This is a genomic window from Manganibacter manganicus, from assembly GCF_002075885.1.
Taxonomy (GTDB): domain Bacteria; phylum Pseudomonadota; class Alphaproteobacteria; order Rhizobiales; family Rhizobiaceae; genus Mesorhizobium; species Mesorhizobium manganicum.
On the sequence record NZ_MDET01000016.1, the window covers coordinates 18,179 to 44,204 of the forward strand.

The following is a 26,026-nucleotide window of genomic DNA, read 5'->3' on the forward strand; positions in this document are numbered from 1 at the left end:
TCAGTGCGCAGCTTCCTTGTTATTGGCGACCGCAGCGTCATTGGACGACAGTGCACGCAGCACGGCCTCCGGCTCCCGGTCCATGACACGAAGCAGTGTCCGGGCGGCACCGCTTGGTTGCCGCGTACCCTGCTCCCACTTCTTGTAGCCGGAAGGGCTGGTTCCGAGCACGGTTGCCATCTCGCCCTGAGTCAGGTCAAGCTTCTTTCGGATCGCCTTTGCGTCCACTGCGCCGACGTCGACAGTGTGGACCTTGACGCCGGGAACGTCCTTCCCCTGTGCATGCGCCAAGGCTTCCGACATGGCCTGGATCAGATCGGCGCCGAACTTTGTCATCTCGCTCATGTCCTGCTCCTATTCGCGGCCTTGATCGCCTTGGCAAACGCGGCAACCGCTTTCGCTTCTTCCGGCCTCAGATCAACCTTCTCATTTTTGGCGTATACCAGCAGCGCGTAGATTGGTGCGTCATCGCTGTACCAATAGTAGATGACCCTCGCGCCGCCGCGTTTGCCCTTGCCTTTGGCACCGAACCGCATCTTACGAACGCCACCGGCGCCTGGAATCTCGTCACCCACCTGCGGATTGGCTGCCAGAAAGTCGATCAGTTCCTTCCGTTCGTCGTCGCTGAATAGCTCCGCCGCCTGCTTGATGAACAATGGTGTCTCAGCGACGGTCTGCATGCGCTTCCTATAACCCAATGGGGTATATATGAGATCACGCCGAGAAGAGTCAATGCCACCCTCGCTACAGGGACGTCTTCGGCGGAGTCTTTGTCCAAATCTATAACAATAGAAGCGCAGGAGAGGGAACCGCGTGCGGTGGGCTACGCGGCGATCGTCCACGCAGCACGGTTCCGGCGCATTGCGATCCCGGCCTCGCCTGTAGAGGCGCCAGCACGGCGTCAGCGCCGGCTAGACGCTCGTCGTCGTGCGGAGCCACCGCCTGGCGCACTTAACGGCCCCGCCTGAAATCACCAGTCAGCTTCAGCGGTTGCTTGAACGAACACCACGCGGAGAAATCAGTACGTGGTCCGTCATCGGTGAAAACCCGTTGGATCGGGCAAGGTGCCCTGACGGTCGAAGTGGAGTGATTTCCAAAACAATGGCTTCGGTCAAGCCATGGCGTCCCCCGGTCGTCGCAACCGGAGCCATGCTATTGCCGATAGCTCTACTCGGTATGCGACGGGATAAGATCCTTAACCGGGTGGCGGCTGCTCGAAAGGATGGGAAGGATGATGAATACGGGTTTGGATATGCCCGTGGCTGGGTGGATTCAGACGATGGGGGAAAGAGGCGACCTCAGTCGGAGTTTATCCTCGACAGGTCGATGAAAGAGCGCGCCCGCTACGGGGACTTCGAGTTATTCGACGTTTGCGGAGGCGAGGGGCAGTTTGTTCGGATACTGCGGCCAGCGGCTTCCAGGCGGCTGACGTCGGCTCGATGGAATCCCCGCCTGATGATGCCGTCGTCGTGATCCGGAGCCGACGGCCATCTTGTGAGCGCGAGGTGGCTTCCCTTTTGCCACGGCATCTGTGATCGTGTGGTCGCTATCTTAGCCCGGTCGGAATGCCGATGCTGCGATTAGATTTCGAAGTAGACCTTGGACGAACAGTCTGGTGTCCTCGAAGTTCGGTGTTACGATCCCAGTTTTGATCGTATCGATAAGCATGTGGTTTGGACTCTCCTTGATATGCAACGGCGTTGAAGTTCCCCGCTGGGAACTATCACTGGCAAGGGTCCTGATTGCAGGCAGGATCCTCCTCCAACAAAGTTCCCAGCTGGGAACTTCCCGTCTCTCCCGTCCGATTTGCCGGATAATCCCGAATCGGGCTAACACTGGCTACGGTAAATAATCGAATTTCGGTATCTCTGCGTAGTTTCGACAGCGTTAATGGCTTGTTTACCACATCGCCCCTCAATAACAGGTGTGGAACAAGGGAGAATCGGGTGACGCGTCATCTAAGCAGTTTGCAATTCATGAACACCTTCTCGACGAAACTCGAGAAGGCGCTCAACAATCTGCAATTGGCTCAATATCCGCCGGACGCCGTTCGGACGATGAGGAAGTTCACCTCGACGGAAGTCGCAGCGCTGCTTGGAGTGACCGAGGCATATATTCGACAAGTGTCCTTGAAAGGGCAGGGGCCAGAACCCGAAACAACAACAAACGGTAAGCGACTGTACTCACTTGATCAGGTGCTCGAACTCCGTATGCATCTGGCCGAGAAGGGGCGTAAGAAATGGATCAATCCTCGCCGCGTCGATGGTGAGGAATGCCAAGTCATCGCGATCACCAACTTCAAAGGCGGTTCCTCGAAAACCTCGACGACTATCCACCTCGGGCACTGGCTTGCATTGCGTGGCTATCGTGTGCTCGCCGTGGACATGGATCCTCAAGCGTCGCTGACCAGCTTACACGGCGCGTTGCCTGGGTTCGACTACCGGGAAGGAGATTCGCTCTATTCGGCTATCCGCTACGACAACCCTATACCGACGGATCGGGTCGTTCATAAAACGCACATCGCTGGGTTCGACGTGATTTGCGCTGGCCTCGAATTGACAGAGTTCGAAACCGCTGTTGCGCTTGAGATGCGGAAAACTGGCGGCACAGGCTTTCTGCTCAGGGTTTCGCAATCACTCGAACAGGTGACTGACAACTACGACGTCGTCCTACTCGATTGTGCGCCTTCTCTCAACTTCCTGACACTCTCGTCACTTACTGCAGCTACAGCCGTGTTGATCCCGGTTCCAGCCCACATGCTCGACGTGGATTCCACGGGTAAATTCCTGGAATTGGCGGCTTCGTACATGCAGATTCTGGACGCGGCCGGATCAGGAGCGCACTGGGACTTCGCAAAATTTCTGATCACCAAGTTTGAAGGCAATGACCATCCGCAAGCCAACATGCAGGCTTTGATGCGGCAGGTTTTCGGAGACGACCTATTGCTCAATGCTGTGGCCAAGTCGACGGCGGTAGCCGACGCCCTCACATGGAAACAGAGCCTGTACGAGGTACAGAGGTCCCGTTTTTCAGCACCGAAGACGTATGATCGGGCAATCGAATCCATCAATGCAGCAAATGCGGAGATCGAGGGACTGATCACGGCAGCATGGGGGCGCGAACAATGAGCCGCAAGGATTCCAAAGGCATGTTCGCCGCCGTTCTCGGTCAGCTCGGTACCGAGGAAGCGGAAACAGTAGCCGCTGTCCGCTCGACGTCGCCTCACCTGATGAAGGTTGCTGCGGGCGTTCGTCAGATGCAGGAAAGAAGCGAGTTGGCGGAAAGACTGCTGAAGGACGGCGAACAAATCGTCGAACTCGATCCCGATGACGTTTTGCCTTCAACGATCCATGATCGCTTCGAAGGGGCATATGATGCAGCAGCCATCGCCGAGATCGTCGAGTCTATGCGGGAAAGAGGACAGATCGTTCCAGGCCTTGTCCGTCCCGCTCCTGGCCGACCTGGTTCGTTCCAGATCGTGTACGGCCGTCGTCGGTTGGCCGCGGCACAGAGGCTCGGGATAAAATTCAAGGCCACGGTCCGTGAGTTGACGGACGAACAGGCTGTCGTTTTCCAAGGCGAGGAAAATAGTGCCCGGCAAGATCTCTCCTACATAGAAAAGTGTTCCTTCGCGCTCGCACAGCAGAACGCCGGCTATAAGCGGGAGACCATCTGCGCGTCCCTTGCCACCGGAAAGTCGCATGTTTCAGAAATGATCAAGGTCGCGTCATCGATCGACGGGGAAGTTGTCCAGTTGATCGGCGCAGCGCCCGCAATCGGGCGGGGACGATGGGAAGACTTCGCACGCCGCTACGTCATCAAGGGAAACGCCTCCAAGGCCAAAGATTTCATTAAGAGGGGCAAGTTTCTCGAAGCCAGTTCAGACGATCGGTTCAACCTGCTGTTTTCCGCATTGCCCGAGGACGGAGTTTCCCTGGAAACCGGGAAATCGGTTGAGGAGAAGCCGAAGCAGAATACTTGGGCTCCTGAAGATAAATCGGTCAGCGTTCGCCTGAAAGATAACGGAAAAACGGCAACGCTTGCAGTTGGGTCGACCGACGGATTGCGCTTTGCATCGTTCATCACTGAACAGCTAGACGACCTGTATCAGGCATTCCGGCTGTCTGAATCGAAACAAACAGGAGACTAGAAACCGCAAAAGAAAAAGGCCCCCGAACGGCGAACCGCGGAAGCCTCTCTCGTATTTGTAGCAGGATCGAGAATCGCAAATCCGCGAATCACTGTCAAGAGTCATTACCGTCGATTCGGCGAGCAGGTTTCTTTTGCCCAATGAGAGGGTGAAGGAAGGACATGGAAACGGGCATTGCAACGACGCCTTTTGGGCGGCGGCCGATGTCGCTTGCCTTACTGGCAGCGCAAAACGATTCACAGGAAATCCCTGACGGCAAGGCCGTCGACAAGTGGCAGGCCTACCGGGATCTGTGCGAAGGAAAATCTGTTGTCGGCATCGGAGACCGCGCTCTCGCGGTTCTGGCGGCCTTGCTGTCGTTCTATCCAGACGACGAACTGAGCGAGGAAAACGGGCTGGTCGTATTCCCGTCCAACAGGCAGTTGATCCTGCGCGCCCACGGGATGTCGGAACCAACCCTGCGGCGTCACCTGGCGGCTTTGGTCGCGAACGGCCTGGTCATCCGTCGGGACAGCCCGAACGGCAAACGATACGCCCGTAAGGGCAGGGGAGGGGCCTTCGAGGAGGCCTTTGGCTTCTCGCTGGCACCCATGCTGGCGCGCGCCGGCGAGTTCTCTGAGGCCGCCGAACGGGTGCGTGCCGGCAATCGCGCGCAGAAGCTCATGCGGGAACGCATTACGCTGCACCGCAGAGACATCAGCAAGCTGATCGAGGCGGCCGTCGAGGAAGACGTTCCAGGCGACTGGGGCGGCCTCTGGAGGCGTTTTCGGGCCATTGTGGATGCAATCCCGCGCCGTGCGGCCGCTGCCGAGCTGGAGCCGATTGTCGGCGATTTGGCTGCGATCCGCGAGGAAGTGGATATCCTTCTGAATTCACACATGAATGTCGAAGATTCAATCGGCAATGACAATCAAAGTGAGCGGCAGTATTCTGATTCAAACACCGACTCCCTTATTGAATTTGAACCTGCTTTGGAAAAAAGCGGGGCGGCGGCCGAGCCAAGACGAGAACCGCAGGAGCTGCCGAAGGGCTATCCATTGGGATTTGTACTGAAGGCGTGCCCGGAAATCATCGACTATGCGGTCGACGGGATCGCCAGTTGGCGAGATTTAATGGCGGTGGCTGCCCAGGTGAGGGGATATCTCGGCGTCTCGCCGTCGGCGTACGAAGACGCCTGCCATGTCATGGGCCCGGAAAACGCGGCGGTTGTCGTTGCCTGCATTCTGCAGCGCGCTCAGCACATCAATTCGGCTGGTGGTTATCTGAGGGCGCTTACCGAGAAGGCGAAGGCAGGGGAGTTCACCGTCGGGCCTATGCTGATGGCGGCATTCAAAGCGAACGGCTCGCCGCCAGACAGGGCGGCCGGGTAGATGTCCGCGGTGGCAAATCAAGTTGAGACCGTCCGGCTGTTTCGTTTCTCAAGCCAGGATGCCGCCCGGACCGGACTTCGGTCCGGTCATCCATGCTGGGACGGATGCTAGGTCCTTCAGGATATTGGCCGCTTTTGCCCATTTGGCGAATGGCGTCGCGCGCAGAGCTCAGCGGATAGTTCCCCTTAAGCTCGACGGTTGGCTTGAATCAGCCAAGAACAACCTGGTAGGTTCTTTCGCCGGTGGCGCGTCGAAAAGGACATTGACGCCGTTCGAAACGCATCATCTCACCGTGGTCGAATGGGCAAACCGAGGGCCAGATTACGCGCCTGAAGCTCATCAAGCAACAGATGTATGGGCGCGCAAAGCTGGATCTGCTGCAGCGCGATTGATCGGTGCATCGTAGGACTTGCACTTCTGCAAAAGTGCGTCAGAGTCAGTTCTCGGCGGAAATCAACATCAGGTGTTCGTGAGCCGCTTCCACCTGCTCGCGGTAAAGGCAATATCCATTGCCTTGGGATTCGGCTTCGAGATCTCGATGATATTGAAGCCGAATTCCTCCATCTTGGCGACGGCATGGAACATTGTTCGCTGCACCAGTCCTTGATCTGGCCATTTCCGTGCAGACCGAGCATATCAGATGCGCGTCATGCTGCGCCGACGCCACTGGTCGAAGATGACGACGACGACGATGACGAAGCCTTGGGCGATGCGCTGCCAGAAGGGACTCACGTCTAGGAGGTTGAGGCCGTTGCCCAGCACGCCGATGATGGCCGCGCCGACGATGGAGCCGAGGACGCCGCCTTCGCCGCCGAACAGGTTCGTGCCGCCGATGACCACCGAGGCGATGGAGCGCAGTTCCTCGCCCTCTGCCATGAGCGCATTGGCCGAGTTGAGGCGTCCGACCAGGACGATGCCGGCGATCGCCGCAAGCAGGCCGGAAATCGCGTAGGTCATGATCTTGGTGCGCTCGATGGAGATGCCGGAGACGCGGGCGGCCTCCCTGTTGCCGCCGACGGCGTAGATGGAGCGGCCGAGCACCGTGTAGCGCAGCACGTACCAGGCGATCAGACCGCACAGCAGCGCCAGCAGCGCGCTGACCGGGAAGCCGAACAGGGTTCCTCCGCCGACCCAGATCAACGTGTCGGGAAGCTGCCGCTGCGCGTCGAAGGAGGGCACGGGCAGGCCGTTGGTGACGAGAAGAGCCGCGCCCCGGAAGATCGTCATCGTGCCCAGCGTCGCGATGAAGTCCGGGATCTTGAACGTCGCGATGACCCAGCCGTTGAAAGCGCCGGCTATGAGGCCGACAAGCAACCCGATCGCGACCGCGAGTTCGGGCGGAAGCAAGCCGAAATCGAGGCCGAACAGGACGAGCGGCTGCGTCAGAAGCACGGCGGTGATCGATGCCGAAAGGGCCGCGATAGCCGCCACCGAAAGGTCGATGCCGCCGGTGAGGATGACGAAGGTCTGGCCCACGGCGACGATCGCCACGAAGGCGCTCTGGCGGGCGATGTTCGACAGATTGTCGACCGTCAGGAAGTTCGACGTGGCGAAGGAGAGGTAAGCCATGAGCAGGATCAGGGCGAGCAGCGGGCCTGCCTGGAACAGCAGATGCCGCAGGTGGGCTCTCCCGGACTGCGCCACGGTGGTCGCTTCGTAGGAGGTCTTTGTCACGGTCGGTTCGCTGCTCGTTTCGCTCATGGGATTGGGTCCTCAGCTCGCATGCCGGAGCAGGTTTTCCTGGGAAAGCTGGTCGCGGTCGAGTTCGGCCGAAACGCGGCCGCCGTGCAGCACCAGCACGCGATCGGCCATGCCGATCAGCTCGTTGAGTTCGGACGAGATCATCAGGATCGCCGCGCCCTCGTTGACCAGCCGGCTCATCAGCGCGAACACCTCGGCCTTGGCGCCCACATCGATGCCGCGCGTCGGCTCGTCGAAGATGAGCACATGCGCGCCAGACGACATCCAGCGCGCGAGGATGACCTTCTGCTGGTTGCCGCCGCTGAAGAACATGAGCTGGTGGGTGAGCGAGGAGGGGCGAACCCTGAGTTCCCTGACGTAACGCCCGCTTTCCTCGCGTTCCCGTTTCAGGTCCAGCGGCGCGAGCAGGCGCCGGCGCGACAGCCATGACAGGCTGAGATTGGGACCGACCGGCTGCATCGGCACGAGGCTCTGGCGCCGGTCGCGCGAAATCAGCCCGAGCCCGGCCGCAATGGCGTCGGAGGAATAGGAGAAATGCACCGCCTTGCCGTCGACGGCGATGCCGCCGGCCTTGATCGGCTGCAGGCCGAACAGGGCTGGCGCCAGCTCGGACTGGCCGGCGCCCATGAGGCCGTAGATGCCGAGGATCTCGCCGCGCCGAAGGGTGAAGGAAATGTCCTTCAGCGAGACGCCGGACGCCAGGTTCTCGACCGCGAGCGCCAGCGCGCCGATCGCCGCCGCCTGCTTGGGAAACTGTTCGTCCAGCGCGCGGCCCACCATCATGCGCACGACGGTATCCTCGTCCGCCTTCTCGGCGGGCAGGGTCTCCACCACGACGCCGTCGCGCAACACCGTGACGCGGTCGGCGATCATCGGGATTTCGGCCAGATGGTGCGAAATGTAGATCATGCCGACGCCGCGCGATTTCAGGCGGCGGATGACGTCGAACAGGCGCAGCCGCTCGCCGTCTGACAGGGCCGACGTCGGTTCGTCGAGGAGCAGGATGCGTGGGCCGCGCTCGAGAACGCGGGCGATCTCGACCAGTTGCTGTTCCGCGACTTCCAGCCTGCGCACCTCGACGGTTGGATCGATCGACACGCCGAGCGCGTCGAGCGCGCGTCGGGCCATGTCGTGCGCCTTGCGCCAGTCGATGCGCCGCAACGGGTCGCACGGCAGGCGGTTGAGGAAGATGTTTTCGGTGACGCTGAGAGCGGGAACGAGGCTCAATTCCTGATGGACGAGGCCGATGCCGAGTTCGCCGGCCAGTTCCGGGGTCAGCGTGGACACCTCCTTGCCGCGAACGGTGATCGTCCCGGCGCTTGCCCGGTATTCGCCCGCGAGAATCTTCATCAGCGTGGATTTGCCCGCGCCGTTCTCGCCGAGCAGGACCTGCACCTCGCCTGCCCGCAGATCCATCGAGATGGATTTGAGGGCGATCACGCCCGGGAAGCGCTTCTCGACCTGGTCGAGCTTCAGGAGGATTTCGGGTTCGCTCAAGGCGTGTCTCGAAGGATTTGCCCGCCCCGGGCCAGACGCGGATTCGGAGCGAGCCGGTGGATCGGCGCAAAGGGCAGCGGCAAGGCCCGCTGCCCTTCCGGTTGCGGCGGGCTTACTTCTCGGCCTTCTTGCAATTCGCGTGGATGCCGTCCCAGTCGATCGCCTCGAGCTTCGGCTCGGGATAGAAGTTGCGCGCGTTGACCTTGTAGACCGTGCGCGGACGGATGTCGTAGGTCTTGGGCGTTTCGATGCCGCAGGCGAGCTGCACCGCGAACTTGGTGCCGAACCAGCCCCAGTCGGCGAAGCCGTGGGTGGTCTCCGCGATGATCTTTCCCTCGGCGATGCGGTCGACCGATTCCGGTGTCACGTCGTTGGTGAAGATCGCCACTTTCTTGTCGCCGGTCTTGGGGCCGTCGTCGGCCGTTTCCAGCCGGCCCTGCGCGTTGGCGGCGAGCATGGCGCCGAGGCCCATCTCGTTGGATGCCGCCCAGATGAAGTCGAGCTTGTCGGGATTGGACTGCAGGATATCCTCCGCGCAGCGCGTGCCCTTCTCGCGGTTCCAGTCGCCGGCGCAGGGGTTGCCGACGATCTCGATGCCCGGGAACTCCTTCAACACCTCGCGGAAGCCCTTGAGGCGCTCGGTGGAATAGAAGCCGCCGGCGACGCCCTCGATGATGGCGCCGCGTGCCTTGATCTTGGCGCGGTCGGCCTCGCTTTCCTTCGACGTCAGATCCTTCCAGAAGCCGAGGTCGAGATAGGTGTCTGGCTTGACCTCGACCTTGTCGCCGTCGCCCAGCACGCCGGGCGCGCCGAAATAGTCGGCCACGGCATTGGCGCTGACGCGACCGCCGTCCGAATTGTCGAAGCCGATATAGGCGTTGACGTCGACGCCCTTGATCGGCTCCAGCAGGTTCACGATGATGACCGGGATGCCGGCCTCGCGCGCCCGCTTCAGCGCCGGCGTCACGGTCGCCACCTCGGCCGGCGAGACGGCGATCACGTCGACGCCGCGCTGGATCATGTCCTCGATGTTGGCGACCTGCTCGGCGAAGGCCGTCGGGCTGGTCTGGGCGCGGGTGATGAGCTTGACGTTGAAGCCGTGCTTGTTGGCGTCGTCGGCTGATTTTTGGAAGAAGTCCGTCGCGGTCTTGAACACGCCGGTGATGTCCGGCGGCGCCCAGCCGATGGTGATGTCGATGGGCTTCTGGTCCTGAGCATTCGCCGGAAGCGCCGCCGCCGACAGCAGGCCGGCCGCCAGTGCGGCAGGCGCGGCACAGGCCATGAATCTGGAAAATCCGTTTCTCATTCTTTCCTCCCTAAAGGCCGCCTAAGGCCGAACAACCTGCTGTAGCGGCTCCGCCGAGCCGCATCCCGGAACGCCTCCTCCAGACCCCGGTGAGGGGATGTTAACAAGGCAGTTTTGTAATTCAACTACAAAAATGTCGCGACGGCGATTATCTTGTTCGGACAAGTTGCTCACGGTTCCGCGCTCGCCGGCTTGCCGAGCTGCCTGTCGAAAGAATGGGCTAATCAAGGCAAATTAGGCGGTCGTCGTTTGTATACCTGAATCGAAAGCAAAATCCGGTCGATAGACGACAGCTTTCAAGATTGTAGTTTAACTACCTCATTGGCAGTACCCGGACACCCTTCCGATGGCAGGGGGCGGCTTCTAGAAGCCGCCGACCACGAAACCGCCATCGACGGGAAGGTCGGTGCCCGTGACGAAGGCCGCCGCCGGCGACGACAGGAAGATCGCCGTTCCCACGAGGTCGTCGACCGTGCCCCAGCGCTTGAGCGCGGAGCGCTGTTCGATCTTGGCGGCGGGCTCGGGGTCGGTCCACAGGCCCCTGGTCATGTCGGTCTTGTGGTAGCCCGGCGAGATGGCGTTGACGCGGATGCCGTCCGGTCCGAAAGCGTGGGCGAGATGGCGGGTGAGGCCGAGCACGCCGGTCTTGCTCGCGCCGTAGGCCGGAACCAGCGGATCGGTGACGTAGCTCAGCATGGAGGCGATGTTGATGATGGATCCTTTCGACGCCTTGAGCAGCGGCAGCGCGGCCATGGCGAAGCGCATCTGGCTGTTGAGGTTGACGTCCATGACCTCCGTGTAGGTCTCGTCCTCGAACTCGGCGGTCGGACGGGCAATGCCTGCGCCGTTCACCAATATGTCGAGCTTGCCGAGCGTGGCGACGAAGCCCTTGATCGCCTTGGGATCGCGCACATCGACCCGTTCGAAGCGGATGCCTGCGTTGGCCGGGTCCCTGGAGGCGGCTTCCAGTTTTTTCGCCGAGCTTCCGAGCGCGGTCACGTCGCCGCCGAGCCTGGCGAAGCCTTGGGCGATCGCCAGCCCGATACCGCTCGATCCGCCGGTGACAAGCACCGACTTGCCCTTGAAGAGGTCCTTGCTGAAGGTGTTGATGATGTCGTCCATTGTCATCCTCCCGGTCTGGATTGTCTCATGGCTGCCCGACGGTCGTAGCCGGCAGAAGCTGCATTCAGGTCGATATCGCGCGCAACGTTTCCAGCGCGGACGCCAGGTCCCTTTGGTGCGCCGCCGCTTGCCGATACGCAGCCAGCGCGGCGTCGTAGACGGCGCGGGTTGCGGGTTGCGGCTGCGCACGTCCTTCCGGCACGTGCAGCGCGCGAACCGGCTCGAAATCCTCCCACAGGCCGATGCCGACCAGTGCCAGCGCCGCCGCTCCGAGCGCCGCCGCTTCCTGGTCCACCCGTGTCTTGAGGATCGTGCAGCCGAAGACGTCGGCGAAGATCTGCCGCCATGCAGCGCTCTGCGCGCCGCCGCCGACGGCGATGATCTCGTCGCTGACCGTCGTCATGCGGCGCAGTTGGTCGAGCGCCACGCGTAAGCCCAGCGCTATGCCCTCCAGTCCCGCGCGCAGGATGTCGGCGCGCTCGTGCTGGAGGTCCAGCCCGACGAACGCGCCGCGCACGGCGGGGCCGCCTTCCAGCGCCGTGCCGCCGGCCAGCGTCGGCACGAACAGCAGCCCGCGCGCGCCGGGAGGCGAGGTCAATGCGAGTTCGATCATAGCCTCATAGGCGTTGCGGCCGCCGGCGGCGGCCTTTTCCCCGATGTCGGGCGTCAGGCGGTCGCGGATCCAGCCGATGCTGGTACCGGAGGAAAAGATCGACGTGGCGGAGATGAACTGTCCGGGCACGACATGAGCGAACGCATAGGAGTGGACATGGTCGTCGAGCAGGGGCCGTGCCGAGGAAACGGTCAGCCAGCTCGACGATCCCATGGAACTGAAGATATCGCCTTCGGCGAAGGTCGCGGCGCCCAGCGCCATGCAACTGTTGTCGACGCCGCCCGCAATGACCTTGACGTCCGCCGCAAGGCCGAACTGGTCGCGAAATTCCGGGCGGAGCGCGCCGATTGTTTCCGTCGAGGCCACGACCGGCGGGAGCAGGGCGGGATCGATGCCGGCAGCGGCAAGGATTTCGTCCGAGTAATGGCCGGCCGCGAGGTCGAAGCAACCGGAGCCGGACGCGTAGGAAATATCCGTCGCGATCCGTCCGGTCAGGCGCAGGTTGATATAATCCTTTGTGCCGATGATCGTGCGGGTGCGCGCAAAAACCTCCGGTGCCTCGTCGCGCAGCCACATGATCTTGAAGAGCGTATAAAGCGGCGCGGGAAAGCCGTTTCCGGTGATCCTGTACCAGCGGTCCTGGTCGAATCGCGTGAAGAAAGCGTTCGCCTGCGCGCCGGCGCGGCCGTCCGACCAGATCGGAACGGCGTCCTGCAAAGGAGAGCCGTTTTCATCCAGCGGGATGCAGCCGAGGCTGTGGCCGGAGAACGCGATGGCGGAGATCTGCGGGGCATCGACCTCGGGTCTTGCGAGCAGCGCGCCGAAGCAATCGAGAAAAGCCTGCCACCAGTCCTGCGGCCGCTGCTCATGGCGCGACGGGGCCGGAAAGAGCGTCTTGTAGGAGACGACGTGTTCGGCGAGGCAAACGCCCGCCGCGTCGAAGACGGCTCCCTTGATCCCGCCGGTGCCGAGATCGAATGCGGCGACAGAACGCGGCATCCGCAGGCCTCAGGCCGCGTCCGACAGGATCAGCCTGCCGCCCGGCAGCGCCGCGCATTCGCGGACCAGATCGACGGCCGTCTTCGTGTTGATGCCGAAGCGGCTGACGCCGAGGGCGACCATTTCGCGGATCGTTTCCAGGCTGCGGATGCCGCCGGACGCCTTGATGGCGACGCGGCCGCGCACGGTCTCGGCGATGATGCGGATTTTTTCGACCGTCGTGGCGCTCGGCGTCCAGCCGGTGCCGGTCTTGACGAACGCCGCGCCGTTTTCGGCGACGATCTCGCTGGCGCGACGGATCTCATCGTCGCTCAGATGGTACAATTCGATGATTACCTTCAACGGCACGGGCGCGATGGCGTCGGCCACGGCACGGATTTCTTCCGCCACATAATCGGTATCGCCGGATTTCAGCCGGCCGATATTCATCATCATGTCGAGTTCCTGCGCCCCGTCGGCGACGAGGGTTATGGCCTCGGCGATCTTGGTCCGGGTGGCATGGCCGCCCGAGGGAAAGCCGACCGGGCCGCCGACCATGGTGAAGGAACCGGCGGGGATGAGGCTGCGCAGGAGCGGCACGAAATGCGGCAGCGCATGGGCCGCGATGAAGCGGTTTTCCGTCGCGATCCCGGCCAGCGCGCGCACGTCCTGTTCGGTATGGAAGGCCTGGACCGCGCTGATATCGATCAGGGCGGCGAGCCCCGCGGCGTCCATGCTTTCGGGTGCCGATGCGGCGGCTGACATGGCCCTGTTCCTCCCGGACTGAATGTCTTTCATTTCTGTAGCATGACTACAGAAATGTCAACGGAATAAGGCGATATACCTTCAATACGGATGAAATATATCAGATATCAGTATTACAGGTACGCAATTAGTCGTCGTCCGTTCGCAGATAGCTCAGATGCTTCTTCATTTCGCCGAAGCTTTCCACATGCTCCTCGCCACGCCGTAGCGCCACGGCGGTCGACAGGATGTCGATGACGGCGAGTGCGGCAATGCGCGAGATCGTCGGTGTGTAGATATTGGTGTTCTCCAGCGTCTCGACGAGGACGACATGGTCGCAATGCTCGACCAGCGGTCCGTGCATGCCGACGAGGCCGAGCACCACGGCGCCGCGTTTGCGCGCCAGTTCTGCGGTGTCGAGCAGCGAGGTCGTCGCGGCGGTATTCGAGATCACCACCAGAACGTCACCGGGACTGAGCATCGACGCGACCATGATCTGCTGGTGCGAATCGATCTCCACGCCGCAGGGCACGTCGAAGAGCGGGAATTTCTGCTGCGCGTCGCGCGCTACGATGCCGGATGCGCCGAAGCCGAAGAACTCGATGCGCTTGGCGTTGGCGAGGATGTCGACCGCCTTGCGGATCGCCTGGCCGTCCAGGCGGTTGCGGACCCAGTCAAGGCTGGTGATCGTGTAGTCGAATATCTTTTCCGCGACCGCTTCCGGGCCGTCGCTGGGCAGGATGACCGAGTGGGTGGCGGGCGTGCCGAGCGCGAGCGACTGCGCCAGCCGCAGCTTGAAGTCCTGATAGCCGAGGCAGCCGATCGACGTGCAGAAGCGGATCACCGTGGGCTGGCTGACGCCGGCCCATTCCGCGGTTTCGGCGACGGTCGCGTGAAGGATGCGGCGCGGGTCTTCCAGCACCACTTCCGCCACCTTGCGGTCGGATTTGCGCAGGAAGTCGAGGCGCGTGCGGACCGTCTCGATGATGTTCTCGTTGGTTCCGATCGTTTCGGAGACTCTTGGCTTGCGCGGCATGGGAATCCGTTGCGGCTGGAAGCTGGCGGCCGGTTTGCCTGCATCCGCGCCTCCCGCGCCGATGCTGCGCGGCTGAAAGAACGGATGCCCGCGAGCCGATCCGTCAGCTCTGGGAAACGCGATATTCTCTGCCGGTTTGTGCCCTAAGCAATGTTGTTTCGCAACCGCCCCGCATCGCGGTCTCGACCGCGGCGTCGATCACCCTGGGGTCGGCCGTGTTGAAGGCGAATAGGCCGTAGTGATGGAAAACGGCGGCGCCGGCGCCGAGCGCGCGGGCAAGATCGATGGCCTCCTCGATCGACAGATTGCCGGGCACGCCGTTGGCGCCGAGGTCGGGGCGGCGTCCATTGACCGGCAGCAGCGCCACGTCCGGAGCCAGCGGCTTCACGTCGTCCACGAGGCCGTCGAACGGGACGGTGTCCCCTGAATGATAGATCCTCACGCCGCCTGTCTCCAGCACGTAGCCGAGGAAGCGGTGGTTGCCCTGGGTGTCGCGTTCAAGCGTTTCGTGAGCCGCCCGGACGGCGTGGATGCGCACGCCCGCGAGCGGTTCGACGCTTTCGCCGGCATCCATCGCAACGAGCCGTGCCGGCGGCACGTCGATGCGCTTCACGGCCTCTCCTGTTGACGCGCGCGGCACGACGAAGCGACAGGCCGGAAACGCCTTCGCGATCGGCGTGAGCGTCTGCGGGTCCATATGGTCGGTGTGCTGATGCGTCACCAGCACGCAGGCGATGGAGGGCAGGTCGCCGATGGCAATGGGCGGTGGCATCATGCGTTCGTGCGGGAAGCGCGTACCGCGATATTTTTCGGCCAGGCTGTCGGACAGGTAGGGGTCGATCAGCAGCGTGCGGCCGCCGGCGCGTATCAGGAACCCGGCCTGGCCGAGCCAGTAGAGCGAGACGCCGTCCGCCGGCTGACCGGCGAGATGTTCGGCCAGCGGTTCCACGAAATCGAGAACGCGCATCTTCACCATCAACTCGCCAGCGCATCGAGCAGGTTGCGGATCGCCACTTCCGTCGCGCGGCTCACGCTCTCGTCGGTGAAGCCGCCTATGTGGCTGGTGGCCACGACCTTCGGATGGAACGCGAGGCTTCCCTGTTCCGGCGGCTCGACCGCGAATACGTCCGTGCCATAGCCGTGCAGCCGGCCCTCGTCCAGCGCGGTCCGCAGCGCGTCCTCGTCCGCCAGCGCCGCGCGCGCCGTGTTCACGATGACCGCGCCCGGCCGCATGGCTTTCAGGCGGGTCTCGTCGATGAGGAAGGCGCCGCCGGGAAGCGGCGGGCAATGCAGCGAGATAATGTCCGCGCGCGAGAAAAGCTCGTCCAGCCCCGCCCATGAGAACGGCCCGGCGGTGGCGAAGTCGCGCGGGTAGGGGTCGTAGCCGAGGACTTGCGATCCCATGGCGGAGGCGATTTGCGCCACCTGACGCCCGACCGCGCCGCAGCCCACCACGCCGACGGTGCGGCCGCGCATTTCCTTGCCGCGCTGCCGCGGCCAGCCTCCGGCCTTGATGCCGCGGTCGGCAGCCGGGATGGAGCGCAGGACGGCAAGCATCAGCCCGATCGCCAGTTCCGCCACACCGGTCGCGTTCGCGCCTTCGGCGCGCAGCACGCGCACGCCCTTTCGCTCGAGGTCGGGCAAGGGCAGGTTGTCGACGCCGGTGCCGTTGCGCGAAACCGCCTTCAGGCTGTCGGCCACGTCGATCACCCGCGGGCTGACGGGCTCGATGCCGGCCAGCCAGCCGGCGCAGCCGGGCAGCAGCTCGATCAGTTCCGCTTCGCCCGGCAGCTTGCCCGGCGTGGAAAAGACCAGTTCATGGCCCTCCTCGGTGAGAATGGAAAGCTCGCGCGGCGGCTCCTGGGTGAGCGAACGGGGCGTGATGAGAATGCGCGCCATGGTTCAGCTCTTCGCCGCCTCGATGGCGATGCGCGATATCTCGTCGAAGGCCGGCCCGGACGTCGGGATGTCGATATGGAAAACCTCGGCGATGACCTGCGTCCAGCCGTGGATGAAGTAGGTCCATCCGTCCTCCACCTGCAGGTGGCGTGCGGCTTTCTGCCGGTTCGCCTGGTCGAGGAAGACGAGGTCGCCGCGATAGTTGAGGTCCCAGGCGATGCCGCGTTCGGGAAAGACGCCGGCGTCGGTGAGCGGCGAGCCCGGCGCGTCCTTGCCCAGTCCGGTCGCGTTGATGACCAGCGAGCCGGGCTTCAGTTTCGCCATGGCCTCGTCGTTCAGTTCCGGCCTGTCGGCCAGCACGTAGTCGACAGGCACGCCGAAATTCAGGCTTTCGTGGAAGCGCCTGATCTCGTCCAGCCGCGGCTGCGAGCGGTTCGTCACGACCACGCGCGACGGTCGGTCCGAGCCGCGCTCGGGCCGCATGAGGTGCCAGGTGATGGCGATGGTGGAGCCGCCGGCCCCCATCGACATCAGTTCCGCGCCGGTGCGCTCGAAATAATCCCTCGGCAGGAAATTGTCGATTGCCAGGCCGGACGAGATCGGATCCTTGGCGTGGCAGACCAGTCTGCCGTCGCGCTTGGAGAGGCAACTCGTCTCGTTCATGGCTTGTGCATGCGGGTCAATCTCGTCGAACAGGTCGCGCGCGGCCTTGAAGAGGTCGAGCTTGTGCGTCGTCACCAGAGCGCCCAGCGAAAGCGGGTCCTGCTTGATGAAGGAAACGGCCTCGCGATAGGCCTGCGGGTCGGCATGGAGGGGAAAATCCATGCCCTTGATGACGGCGTCCTTGAGACCGAGATGCCTGGCCCAGGCCGGGAAGACCCGCATGATGGAGCTTTTCGCGGTGGTGACGCCGATGAAGTAGAAGGTGGGTTGCGTGGCTGGCTGGTAGGTCATGCCGCGTCCTTTTTCGAAGAAGCGTAGACCGCCGCGAGCGCGGCTTCGTCACGCGGGCGCCAGTTGGGGTTCTCGACCACCTTCCAGCCGCCGGCGCCGTCATCGAGGATGCGGCTGCGCATGCCGCCCGAGCGCTCGATGATTGCGTAGTCCTGCCCCGAATCCGCCGGGTAGCAGAACAGCATCACCAGCTCTTCCGGGCCCGTATTGACGGAGCGGTGGATCCAGTAGGGCGGCACGTAGCAGCAGGTCAGCGGCTCGATTTCGACGATGCGCGTCTCGCCTTCGGGCGATTCCATCAGCATCAGGCCTTTGCCCTTCTGGCCGTAGTAGATTTCGGGGCGGTCGGTCTGCTGGTGGATGTGGCCGCGCGTGATGAAGAACTCGTCGCCCACCTTGCCGGGAACCATGCGCGTGACGCCGAAGATCACGTCGCCGGCTCGGTCGGAGGGGCGGAAATCCGAAACGGCATAAACCACCTTGTCGCCCCACTCGGCGCGCATGCGCTGGAAGGCCGCCTCGTCGCCGTAGAGACCGGCGAGATCGCCGAAGCGCTTCTCGTAGCTGCCGGTGGCGTTGGTCATGGCTCCGGTCGCAAGGTCGACGTCGCAACCGACCGGTTCGAAATGTTTCTTCACGAGTATCGGTCCTTCCACTTCATGCTTGCGGCCCGCTTTCGGGACCATGCTCTAGACGATCGTGTAGCCGCCATCGATCGCCAGATTGGCACCGTTGACCATCCCGGCGCCGTCGCCGGCGAGATAGAGAACGGCGGCCGCGATTTCCCACGGCTTGGCGAAGCGCCGGGTCGGGATCGCGGCGCGCGCCTTCACGCCCTTTTCGCCGGCCCAGCCGGTCAGGCCGAGCTCGGTCTCCACCACGGTCGGCGAGATGGCATTGACGGTGACGCCGCGCGGTCCCCATTCGAGCGCCATGCAGTTGGTCATGCCGATGATGCCGGCCTTCGACGCGCAATAGGCGACATGGCCCTCGATGCCGATGGTCGCCGCCTGCGAGGCCATGTTGACGATGCGGCCTTTGCCGCGCGCGAGCATGCCCGGCGCGACGGTGCGCGCGACGAGAAACGCGCCCTTGAGATTGATGGCGAGCGTGCGGTCCCACTCCGCGGTCGGATAGCTCTCCGCAGCAGCGAGCGGGCCGATGCCGGCATTGTTGACGAGGATGTCGATGCCACCGAACGCCTGCTCGGCAGTCCGGACGCAGCGTTGCACGCTGTCCTCGTCGGTGACGTCGCCGACCAGTCCGAGATGGGTCTCGCCGCGCGTGCGGGCGCCGTCCTGGATGCGCGCATCGCGGTCCATCAGCGCCAGGCGCGCGCCGTGTGCGGCGAAGGCCTCGGCGACGGCCTGTCCGATGCCCGCGGCCGCACCGGTGATGAAGACGGAGCGTCCCGCGAAATCGAGCAGGTCGGGCATGGTGTCGGATACGGGATCGGCCATCTCAGAACTCTTGGCGTGTGTGGGTGATCGTCATCTCCTGGAGATTGACGGTCTGGGGAAGCTGGTAGGCGAACAGCATGGTGCGGGCGACGTCGTTGGCGTCGATACCGCCGTCCATGGCCTCGCGTCCCTTGTTCCAGAAGTCGTAGGCGTTCTGGTGCGTGATGGTCTTGTCGATCTCCGACTTGGTCACGCCGGGCGAGATGACCATCACCCGCACGCCATGCGCCGACATGGTCTGCCGCAGCCCTTCGCTGATCGCATGGACGAAGTGCTTGGTTCCGCCATAGACGTCGTGATGCGGATAGACCTTGCGCCCGGCGATGGACGAGACGCTGATGATGGTGCCGCGCCGCCGCGCCTTCATGCCGGACGACACCGCGTGCATGCCGTTGAGCACGCCGAGGCAATTGATGTCGACCAGGTCGCGCCATTCCTTCGGGTCCTGCTCGTCCAGCCGCGCCAGCCGCGAGATGCCGGCATTGTTGATGAGGCAGTCCACCGATCCGAATTTTCTTTCGCCTTCCTCGACGGCCGCCACGAGCGCGTCGTAGTCGCGCACGTCCGCGCCGACGGCCAGCGTGTCGGGAAGGCCCATCGCCTCGATCCGCTCGGGTCGGCGCGCGATCAGCAGCAGGGGATGGCCGGCCTGCGAAAAGACGCGCGCCGTTTCCTGGCCTATGCCGGCGCTGGCGCCGGTAATCATGACGAGCGGCTTGTCTGCCATCGCGCCTCTCCTCAATCCAGCGCGCGCGAGAAGGCGTCGAGCGCCAGGATGGAATCGCGCAGCAGCGGCACGCTGAGCGCCACCGGCGTCGCGTAGATGATGTCGTCCGGGTTCTTCAGGGCAGCGGTCGCGACGCGCTCGATCTTGGCTTCGACGTCCTCGACGATCTTCAGGTCCGCCAGCGTCGTCGGCAGGCCCATCGCGCGGCAGAAATGGATCATGGCCTCGATTTCGTCCGGATCGCGGTCCTCCAGCATGAGCAGGCAGAGCACGCCGAAGGCCACTTTCTCGCCGTGCAGGAACCCGTGCGTCTCGTCGAGCTGGGTCAGCGCGTCGTGGATGCCGTGGGCGGCCGAGCAGCCGCAATTCTCGAATCCGAGGCCGGATAGGAGCGTGTTGGCCTCGATGATGTTCTCCACCGCGGTGGTGCACAGGCCCTCTTCGACGGCGGCCTTGGCCTTGAGGCCGTCGCGCATCAATACCTCGTGGCACTTCTCGGCGATCGCGATGCCGGCCTGTGTCGCGGGAAAGCCGCCGGCGACATAGTTGTCGGTGCGCGATTCGAGATTGGAGCGCGCCTCGAACCAGGTCGACAGCGCGTCGCCGATGCCGGCGACCAGGAAGCGGGCAGGGGCGGCGACGACCACTTCGGGATCGACGGCCACCACGTCGGGATTGCGCGTCAGCCGCAGCGATTCGACGAAGACGCCGTGCTCGTCGTAGACGACGGCGACGGCGCTGCATGGAGCGTCGGTGGAGGCAATGGTCGGCACCACGACGATGCGGGCGCCGGTGTTCATGGCGGTGACCTTGGCGGTGTCGATGGTCTTGCCGCCGCCGACCGCGACGACCACGGCGTCCGATGCGATCGCCGTGACGCGCTTGATCTCCGCCCATGAGCATTCGCCGTTGAACCGTTCGAACCGGGCCTCGATCTCGCCGTCCAGCCCTTTCTCGATGCGCGGCTTGAGCGCGTCGAACACGACCTTGTCGACGAGGACCAGCGCCTTCGTGCCGAGCGGCGCGACATGGGCGGCGAGCCTGTCGATCTCGCCGCGCCGCTGAATGTATTTTCCTGGGCCGCCGTAAGCGCGTGACATTGGTGATGGTCCTCCCGATTGCCGTTGATTGTCCGGTCAGCGCAGCGTGTAGCCGCCGTCGATGGTGACGATGGATCCCGTCATGTAGCTGGCCGCGTCGGAGGCGAGGAACAGAACCATCGAGGCGACCTCGCTCGGCTTTCCGGGACGCCCCATCGGCGTCATGCCGTTCCAGATTTTCGCCCAATCGGGGTCTTCCAGCCCGCCCTTTGTCATGGCGGTCTCGATATAGCCGGGCGCGACGGCGTTGACGCGGATATTCCGCTCGACGAACTCGCCCGCGAGCGACTTGGTGACCATGTGCACGCCGGCCTTCGACGCGTTGTAGGCGGCCTGGTGTTGGGGAATGTTGCTGATGAAGCCCGAGATCGAACCGACATTCACGATCGATCCGCCGCCGGCCTCGGTCATCAGGGGGATGGCTGCCTGACAGCACAGGAACAGGCTGGTCAGGTTGGTGTCGATCACCTCGTCCCACAGCGCCCGATCGACGTCGAGGCTCGCTTTGTGTCGCGCGACGCCGGCATTGTTGACGAGGATATCGAGGCCGCCGAGCGCTTCCGCCGCGGCGTTCACGAGCCTTGCCGGTCCGTCCGCCGCGGTCAGATCGGCGGCGACGAAAGTGGCGTCGAGGCCTTCGCCGGAAAGGCGCTCCGCCGCCTCCCTGCCTTCCTCCTCGCCGCGCGCGGACAGCACGACCCGCGCCCCCATCTGGCCGAGCGCGCGGGCGCATTCGTAGCCGATGCCGCGGCTGCCGCCGGTCACGAGCGCCTTCCGTCCGTCCAGCCGGAGCATTTCTGAATACATGTCGAACCTCCCGGCTTCCCCTCAAGGTCGCCTCAGCTTTGTAATAAAACTACCTTGACAATCACTGTCAATGGGCAATCATTGGGTAAATGTCGCTGAGGGAGGAGCGATCACGGGTCTTTTCGCCCCGTGACGGGTGATATGCGCAACGAGTCTGTAGCAAAGATACAAAATGGGGCGGTGGGAGGCGACGGTTTCCGTGGCGGTCGCCGCGTTTCCCCGCTATCGTCAGGCTGTTCCCTGGCCTGGCGCCCCGTTGCCGGCCAGCTTCGCCAGATAGTGGGATCGCGTCCATTCGATATGACGGACGAGCAGCGCTTCGGCGGCCGTGGCGTCGCCGCTACGAGCCAGCCGCAGCAGGTCTTCGTGTTCGCCGAACGAGGTGCTGTTGAGTTCCGCCTCGAGCGACAGGCGGTTCCGCAGCGCCTGGACCCGGAAGGCGATGGTGGTGAAGGCTTCCAGCAGGTAGGCGTTGCCCGCCAGTTCGAACATCGTGCGGTGAAACGCCCCGTCGAGGATCCGGTAGCGTTCGGCGTCGCTTTCGGAGAGGGCAGTTTTCATTTCCCCGACGGTTCCCGCCCAGCTTTGGACAAGCGCAGCGGCGTTTCGCTCAAGCGCCAGGCGCAGCGCCGCCGTCTCCAGTATGCCGCGCAGCTCGGAAAGCTCGCCGACCTGTTCCGGGCTCATCGAGAAGACGAAGGTGCCGCGCTGCGGGTGAACTTCCACAAGCCCTTCGCGCTTGAGCTGCATGAGGGCTTCGCGCACCGGGGTCTTGCTGACTCCCAGATCCTTGGCGAGCATGATCTCGGACAGCGACTCGCCCAACTGCAGGGCGCCGCGCACGATCCTGACCCGTATTTCGTCCGCCGCCTGCTCGGTCAGCGACGGTCCCCGTTCCAGCGCCATGGTCGTTCCCCTTCCTTGTCGACTTATTGTGCGATTCGCACGTCGGTCCGCAATTATCGTTTGACTGAGATATCAGATATGATACGCCAGATGCCAAATGGCAACTGCGTACCTGGCTGCAAGCCCATGACGGCAACTGTAAGGATCAAGGCGAACGTCCTTTCGCGCGCCCTCGAGCAGAGGCTGCTTGCTGCGGGTGCGTCCGGGACGGCGGCGGACGCCTGCGTCAGGGCGCTCATGCACGCTTCGCGCATCGGCGTGGACAGCCACGGCGTGCGCCTGGTGAGCCATTACGATTCGGTTCTTCGCGCCGGCCGGGTGAAAGGAAATCCCGATATTTCCGTACGGCGCACCGCTGCGGCGACAGCCGTCGTCGACGGGGACGACGGGTTGGGCCATCTCGCCGGCTATCGCGCGATGGAAGAGGCGATTGCGCTGGCGCGCGAAGCCGGGATCGGCGCGGTCGGCGTGGTGCGCTCCTCGCATTTCGGCGCGGCCGGAGCTTATGCCATTGCCGCAGCTCAGGCAGGAATGATCGGCTTCGCCACGACCAATTCGGATTCGGCCGTGACACTGTTTGGCGGGGCGAAGCCTTTCCACGGCACCAACCCGCTGGCCTTCGCCGCGCCGAGCGGTGGCCGGCGCCCCTGGCTGGTCGACATGGCGACCTCGTCCATACCGCTCAACCGCGTTTTGCTGTTTCGCGCGCTTGGCAAGGAATTGCCGCAGGGCGTGGCGGCCGGGGCGGACGGCACGGCTACGCGCGACGCGCATGCGGCCTCGATGCTGCTTCCTCTCGGCGGCGAGGAGTTCGGCTTCAAGGGTGCGGCGCTTGCCGGCGTCGCGACCGTGCTTTCGGCGGTGTTGCAGGGCATGACTGCCGACCACGCCATGATCCCGATGGTCGGCGCCGGCGACAGGACGACGCCGCGAAACATGGGGCATTTCTGTCTCGCCATAGACCCGGCGCGCTTCGGCGGCGCCGAAGTCTTCCGCGCCGGCATGGCGGCCTATCTCGGCGCCGTCCGCGGAGCGGGGCCGGACACGATGGCGCCCGGCGACAGGGAATGGACCATCGAGGCCGAACGCGAGCGGGAGGGGATACCGGTCGATCTCGAGACGGCGGCCTTTCTGGGCCTGCTTGCAGGCGCGGAAGGCGCGGATACGACGCTGCAGGAAACATCGCGGATTTGAGGCATTCGGGCCGGCCGCGGTCGCGCCGGACGATGAAAAGGGAGGATTTGGGAATGAAGCAGATACTGATTGCCGGGGCGGTCGCGTCGACCGCACTCGTTGCCACCGTCGGGGCCGCCTCGGCACAGGCGTGCAATGACGCCGACCGCGTGCCGATCACCTGGTCGACCATCGCCGGCTTCTACACCGACGCGATGGCCAAGCTGGTGTCCGGCTTCGAGGCGAAGAACTGCGTCAAGGTCAATGTCGTCAACATCGACAATTCGCAGCTCTACAACAAGCAGGTCATCGAGATGGTCGGCCAGACCGGCGCCTATGACGTCGTCACACTGGAGACGTCCGAAAAGGCGGAGTTCGCCGAGAACGGCTTCATCCTGCCGATGACGGACTATTTCGCCGACAAGAAGGCGCAGCTCGACGACGTCGCGCCGACGCTGGCGGCGCTCACCACGCAGTACAAGGGCGATGTCTGGGGCTTGCCCTACTACACCTATACGGCCGGCTACATCTATCGCGCCGACCTGTTCGACGACCCGACCGAGCAGGCCGCCTTCAAGGCAAAATACGGCTACGACCTCGCCGTGCCCACCACCTGGGCGCAGCATCGCGACATCGCCGAATTCTTCACCCGCAAGAAGGGCGACAAACTGAAGGGCGAGGAACTGACGAAGGATTTCTACGGCGTCGGCCTGATGGCGGGGCCGTTCCCTGAAATCCAGGACGAGATGTCGGGCGTGCTGTGGAGCCAGGGCGCCGACTGGCTGACCGACGACGGCAAGGTGCCGGTCGACGCGGTCGAGAAGGCGATGGATGACTACCTCAAGCTGGTGAAGTTCGCCCCGCCGGCGGCGCTGACCGTCACCTATGACGGCGTGATGAACCAGATGAAGGACGGCCAGATCGCCCAGACCTATTCGTTCTTCCTCGATCAGTGGCCGAATGCGGTGACGACGGAGCAGAGCGTGCCCGGCGCCAGGATGGGTGTTGCCGAAGCACCGGAGAAGAAGGCCTATATCGGTGGCTTCCTGCTGGCCGTGTCTGCAAGCTCGACGCATCCCAAGGAGGCGATGGATTTCGTCGCCTATATCGGCGGCCATGACGCGCAGATGGAGTTCGCCAAGGCCGGCGGCACCTCGACGCTGATGAGCGTGCTGTCCGACCCGCAGTTCGCGACGCCGGAAAGCCGCGCCAAGACCGGTCATTTCGCCACGCTGCTGAAGATCTTCGACGACATGAAGGGGTTTCGCTCGAACCTGTTCGACACGCCCTTCGGCGCCAAGATCTACAACACCATGCAGATACCGTTGCAGGCGGCAGCCGCGGGCCAGATCACCGCTCGCCAGGCGGCGGAGCAGCTGGCCTCGGATGTCGAGAAGATCTGCGGCGGTCCGTGCCCGATCGGCAAGTGATCGTCCTCCCGGACCAGGACCGGTCGCGCGACGGAGTTCCCAAGGCTCCGCCGCGCGCCCGGCCAGACAGAACATCGTTTCCGGAGTGCCCTTGATGTCGCAATCCATGTCCATTCCAGCCTCGCAGACGCGCCGCCCCGCGACGATGTCGGCCGGCATGTCGGACAGGTGGTTTTCGATCCTGCTGATCACGCCCGCCATGGTCGTGATCCTGGTCTTTGCCCTTTTGCCGCTCGCCTATGCGCTCGACGTGTCGTTCCGCTTCGCCGATCTGACGCGTGGAAGGCTGGGCGACTTCGTCGGCCTCGACAACTATCGCATCGTGCTTGCCGACGAGGCCTTCTGGAAATCAGTCGGCGTGACGCTGCAGTTCACCGTGTCCGCCGTCGTCCTCGAAATGGTGCTCGGCATCGCGATCGCCTTCCTGATCAACGGCGCGACGGCCGGAAAGGGCATCATCCGCAGTCTCATGGTCTTGCCGCTGGCAACCTCGGCCGCGGTCACCGGCCTGTTCTGGCGTTATCTCTACGACACGCAGTTCGGGCTGATTAACTATTTCCTCGGCCTGCTTCACCTGCCACAGCCGAACTGGCTTGGCGACTACACCATCGCGCTGTGGTCGGTGGTGCTGTTCGACGTCTGGCAGTGGACGCCCTTCGTTGCCCTGATCGCGCTGGCCGGCCTCCAGGCGCTGCCGAAGGAGCCCTTCGAGGCGGCGGAACTGGACGGCGCGAGCACGTTCAGGGTGCTGCGCACGCTCACCTTCCCGATGCTGAAACCGGTGCTCTTCCTGGTTCTGGTCCTTCGCACGATCGACAGCGTGCGCCTCTACGACGCCGTGGCGGTGCTGACGCGCGGCGGGCCGGGAACGACCACCGAGTCGATGACCTTCTATCTCTACCGCACCGGGCTGAAGCTGTTCCGCATGGATTATGCGTCCACCATGGCCGTGTTCTTCCTCTACGCCATGCTGGTCGCCAGCCTGTTCGCCCTCGCACCGCTCCTGAAGCAGTTCTCGACCCGCGCGTCGGAAGGCTGAGAGAGGACCTCGCC

At 63.8% G+C, this 26,026-nt stretch carries 25 protein-coding genes; 6 read left to right on the forward strand and 19 right to left on the reverse strand.

Annotated features, from left to right (window positions below; all coding sequences use genetic code 11):
* Together BFN67_RS11905 and BFN67_RS11910 are read right to left on the reverse strand one after the other, a co-directional pair.
* A complete protein-coding gene (locus BFN67_RS11905; protein ID WP_080919794.1) occupies window positions 1-345 on the reverse strand; it encodes a helix-turn-helix domain-containing protein in 345 nt (114 codons plus the stop codon).
* Window positions 342-680, reverse strand: a complete 339-nt coding sequence (locus tag BFN67_RS11910) for a type II toxin-antitoxin system RelE/ParE family toxin (protein WP_080919795.1) — start codon at window positions 678-680, stop codon at window positions 342-344. Before BFN67_RS11910 ends, BFN67_RS11905 begins: the two co-directional genes overlap by 4 nt.
* Window positions 681-1,946: 1,266 nt before the next feature.
* On the opposite strand from BFN67_RS11910, the gene repA reads away from it, so the two are divergent.
* The 3 genes from repA to repC all read left to right on the forward strand — a co-directional run bounded on the left by repA (window position 1,947) and on the right by repC (window position 5,520).
* On the forward strand, window positions 1,947-3,128 hold the full coding sequence (gene repA, locus BFN67_RS11920) for a plasmid partitioning protein RepA (RefSeq protein ID WP_080919797.1): 1,182 nt from the start codon (window positions 1,947-1,949) through the stop codon (window positions 3,126-3,128).
* On the forward strand, window positions 3,125-4,150 hold the full coding sequence (gene repB, locus BFN67_RS11925) for a plasmid partitioning protein RepB (RefSeq protein WP_080919798.1): 1,026 nt from the start codon (window positions 3,125-3,127) through the stop codon (window positions 4,148-4,150). The genes repA and repB overlap by 4 nt, the downstream gene beginning before the upstream one ends.
* Window positions 4,151-4,311: 161 nt before the next feature.
* Window positions 4,312-5,520 carry a plasmid replication protein RepC gene (gene repC, locus BFN67_RS11930; RefSeq protein ID WP_080919799.1) on the forward strand — a complete coding sequence of 403 codons (1,209 nt, stop codon included), beginning with the start codon at window positions 4,312-4,314 and terminating at the stop codon, window positions 5,518-5,520.
* A 459-nt stretch (window positions 5,521-5,979) separates the two neighbouring features.
* Here repC and BFN67_RS25070 read toward each other — a convergent pair whose 3' ends face one another.
* The 17 genes from BFN67_RS25070 to BFN67_RS12015 form a co-directional block, all read right to left on the reverse strand.
* A complete protein-coding gene (locus BFN67_RS25070) occupies window positions 5,980-6,105 on the reverse strand; it encodes a hypothetical protein (protein WP_280951328.1) in 126 nt (41 codons plus the stop codon).
* A gap of 51 nt (window positions 6,106-6,156) precedes the next feature.
* Window positions 6,157-7,221, reverse strand: a complete 1,065-nt coding sequence (locus BFN67_RS11940; protein ID WP_080919800.1) for an ABC transporter permease — start codon at window positions 7,219-7,221, stop codon at window positions 6,157-6,159.
* A gap of 12 nt (window positions 7,222-7,233) precedes the next feature.
* Window positions 7,234-8,718, reverse strand: a complete 1,485-nt coding sequence (locus BFN67_RS11945) for a sugar ABC transporter ATP-binding protein (protein WP_080919801.1) — start codon at window positions 8,716-8,718, stop codon at window positions 7,234-7,236.
* Window positions 8,719-8,830: 112 nt separating this feature from the next.
* The gene (locus BFN67_RS11950; protein WP_080919802.1) at window positions 8,831-10,024 is read right to left on the reverse strand and encodes a sugar ABC transporter substrate-binding protein; all 1,194 of its coding nucleotides are present in this window, start codon (window positions 10,022-10,024) and stop codon (window positions 8,831-8,833) included.
* A 363-nt stretch (window positions 10,025-10,387) separates the two neighbouring features.
* The gene (locus BFN67_RS11955; protein WP_080919803.1) at window positions 10,388-11,146 is read right to left on the reverse strand and encodes an SDR family NAD(P)-dependent oxidoreductase; all 759 of its coding nucleotides are present in this window, start codon (window positions 11,144-11,146) and stop codon (window positions 10,388-10,390) included.
* 64 nt (window positions 11,147-11,210) lie between these two features.
* Window positions 11,211-12,758 (reverse strand): xylulokinase, encoded by a 1,548-nt coding sequence (locus tag BFN67_RS11960; RefSeq protein WP_080919804.1) that lies wholly within the window; start codon window positions 12,756-12,758, stop codon window positions 11,211-11,213.
* Between the two features lie 9 nt (window positions 12,759-12,767).
* Window positions 12,768-13,502, reverse strand: coding sequence for a deoxyribose-phosphate aldolase (gene deoC / locus BFN67_RS11965; protein ID WP_080919805.1), 735 nt, complete (start codon window positions 13,500-13,502; stop codon window positions 12,768-12,770).
* A gap of 127 nt (window positions 13,503-13,629) precedes the next feature.
* Window positions 13,630-14,517: an SIS domain-containing protein gene (locus BFN67_RS11970; RefSeq protein ID WP_080919806.1), complete on the reverse strand. Its 888-nt coding sequence runs from the start codon at window positions 14,515-14,517 to the stop codon at window positions 13,630-13,632.
* A gap of 103 nt (window positions 14,518-14,620) precedes the next feature.
* The gene (locus BFN67_RS11975) at window positions 14,621-15,493 is read right to left on the reverse strand and encodes an MBL fold metallo-hydrolase (protein ID WP_080919807.1); all 873 of its coding nucleotides are present in this window, start codon (window positions 15,491-15,493) and stop codon (window positions 14,621-14,623) included.
* Window positions 15,493-16,416 carry a phosphoglycerate dehydrogenase gene (locus tag BFN67_RS11980; protein WP_080919808.1) on the reverse strand — a complete coding sequence of 308 codons (924 nt, stop codon included), beginning with the start codon at window positions 16,414-16,416 and terminating at the stop codon, window positions 15,493-15,495. Before BFN67_RS11980 ends, BFN67_RS11975 begins: the two co-directional genes overlap by 1 nt.
* Before the next feature lie 3 nt (window positions 16,417-16,419).
* Window positions 16,420-17,370, reverse strand: coding sequence for a shikimate dehydrogenase family protein (locus BFN67_RS11985; protein WP_080919809.1), 951 nt, complete (start codon window positions 17,368-17,370; stop codon window positions 16,420-16,422).
* Window positions 17,367-18,008 (reverse strand): glucose-6-phosphate isomerase, encoded by a 642-nt coding sequence (locus BFN67_RS11990; protein WP_080919845.1) that lies wholly within the window; start codon window positions 18,006-18,008, stop codon window positions 17,367-17,369. Before BFN67_RS11990 ends, BFN67_RS11985 begins: the two co-directional genes overlap by 4 nt.
* A 51-nt stretch (window positions 18,009-18,059) precedes the next feature.
* Complete coding sequence (locus BFN67_RS11995) at window positions 18,060-18,830, reverse strand: GolD/DthD family dehydrogenase (protein WP_080919810.1); 771 nt, start codon at window positions 18,828-18,830, stop codon at window positions 18,060-18,062.
* Between the two features lies 1 nt (window position 18,831).
* Window positions 18,832-19,557, reverse strand: coding sequence for an SDR family oxidoreductase (locus tag BFN67_RS12000; RefSeq protein WP_080919811.1), 726 nt, complete (start codon window positions 19,555-19,557; stop codon window positions 18,832-18,834).
* 11 nt (window positions 19,558-19,568) lie between these two features.
* The gene (locus tag BFN67_RS12005; protein ID WP_080919812.1) at window positions 19,569-20,657 is read right to left on the reverse strand and encodes a glycerol dehydrogenase; all 1,089 of its coding nucleotides are present in this window, start codon (window positions 20,655-20,657) and stop codon (window positions 19,569-19,571) included.
* A gap of 36 nt (window positions 20,658-20,693) precedes the next feature.
* Window positions 20,694-21,464, reverse strand: coding sequence for an SDR family NAD(P)-dependent oxidoreductase (locus tag BFN67_RS12010; RefSeq protein ID WP_080919813.1), 771 nt, complete (start codon window positions 21,462-21,464; stop codon window positions 20,694-20,696).
* 228 nt (window positions 21,465-21,692) lie between these two features.
* A complete protein-coding gene (locus BFN67_RS12015) occupies window positions 21,693-22,370 on the reverse strand; it encodes a GntR family transcriptional regulator (protein ID WP_080919814.1) in 678 nt (225 codons plus the stop codon).
* A gap of 126 nt (window positions 22,371-22,496) precedes the next feature.
* Here BFN67_RS12015 and BFN67_RS12020 point away from each other — a divergent pair, with 126 nt between their 5' ends.
* From BFN67_RS12020 to BFN67_RS12030, 3 genes are all read left to right on the forward strand, one after another.
* A complete protein-coding gene (locus tag BFN67_RS12020) occupies window positions 22,497-23,564 on the forward strand; it encodes an Ldh family oxidoreductase (protein ID WP_080919815.1) in 1,068 nt (355 codons plus the stop codon).
* 53 nt (window positions 23,565-23,617) lie between these two features.
* Window positions 23,618-24,973 (forward strand): ABC transporter substrate-binding protein, encoded by a 1,356-nt coding sequence (locus BFN67_RS12025; RefSeq protein ID WP_080919816.1) that lies wholly within the window; start codon window positions 23,618-23,620, stop codon window positions 24,971-24,973.
* Between the two features lie 94 nt (window positions 24,974-25,067).
* On the forward strand, window positions 25,068-26,012 hold the full coding sequence (locus BFN67_RS12030; protein WP_139789154.1) for a carbohydrate ABC transporter permease: 945 nt from the start codon (window positions 25,068-25,070) through the stop codon (window positions 26,010-26,012).
* Window positions 26,013-26,026: the final 14 nt, after the last annotated feature.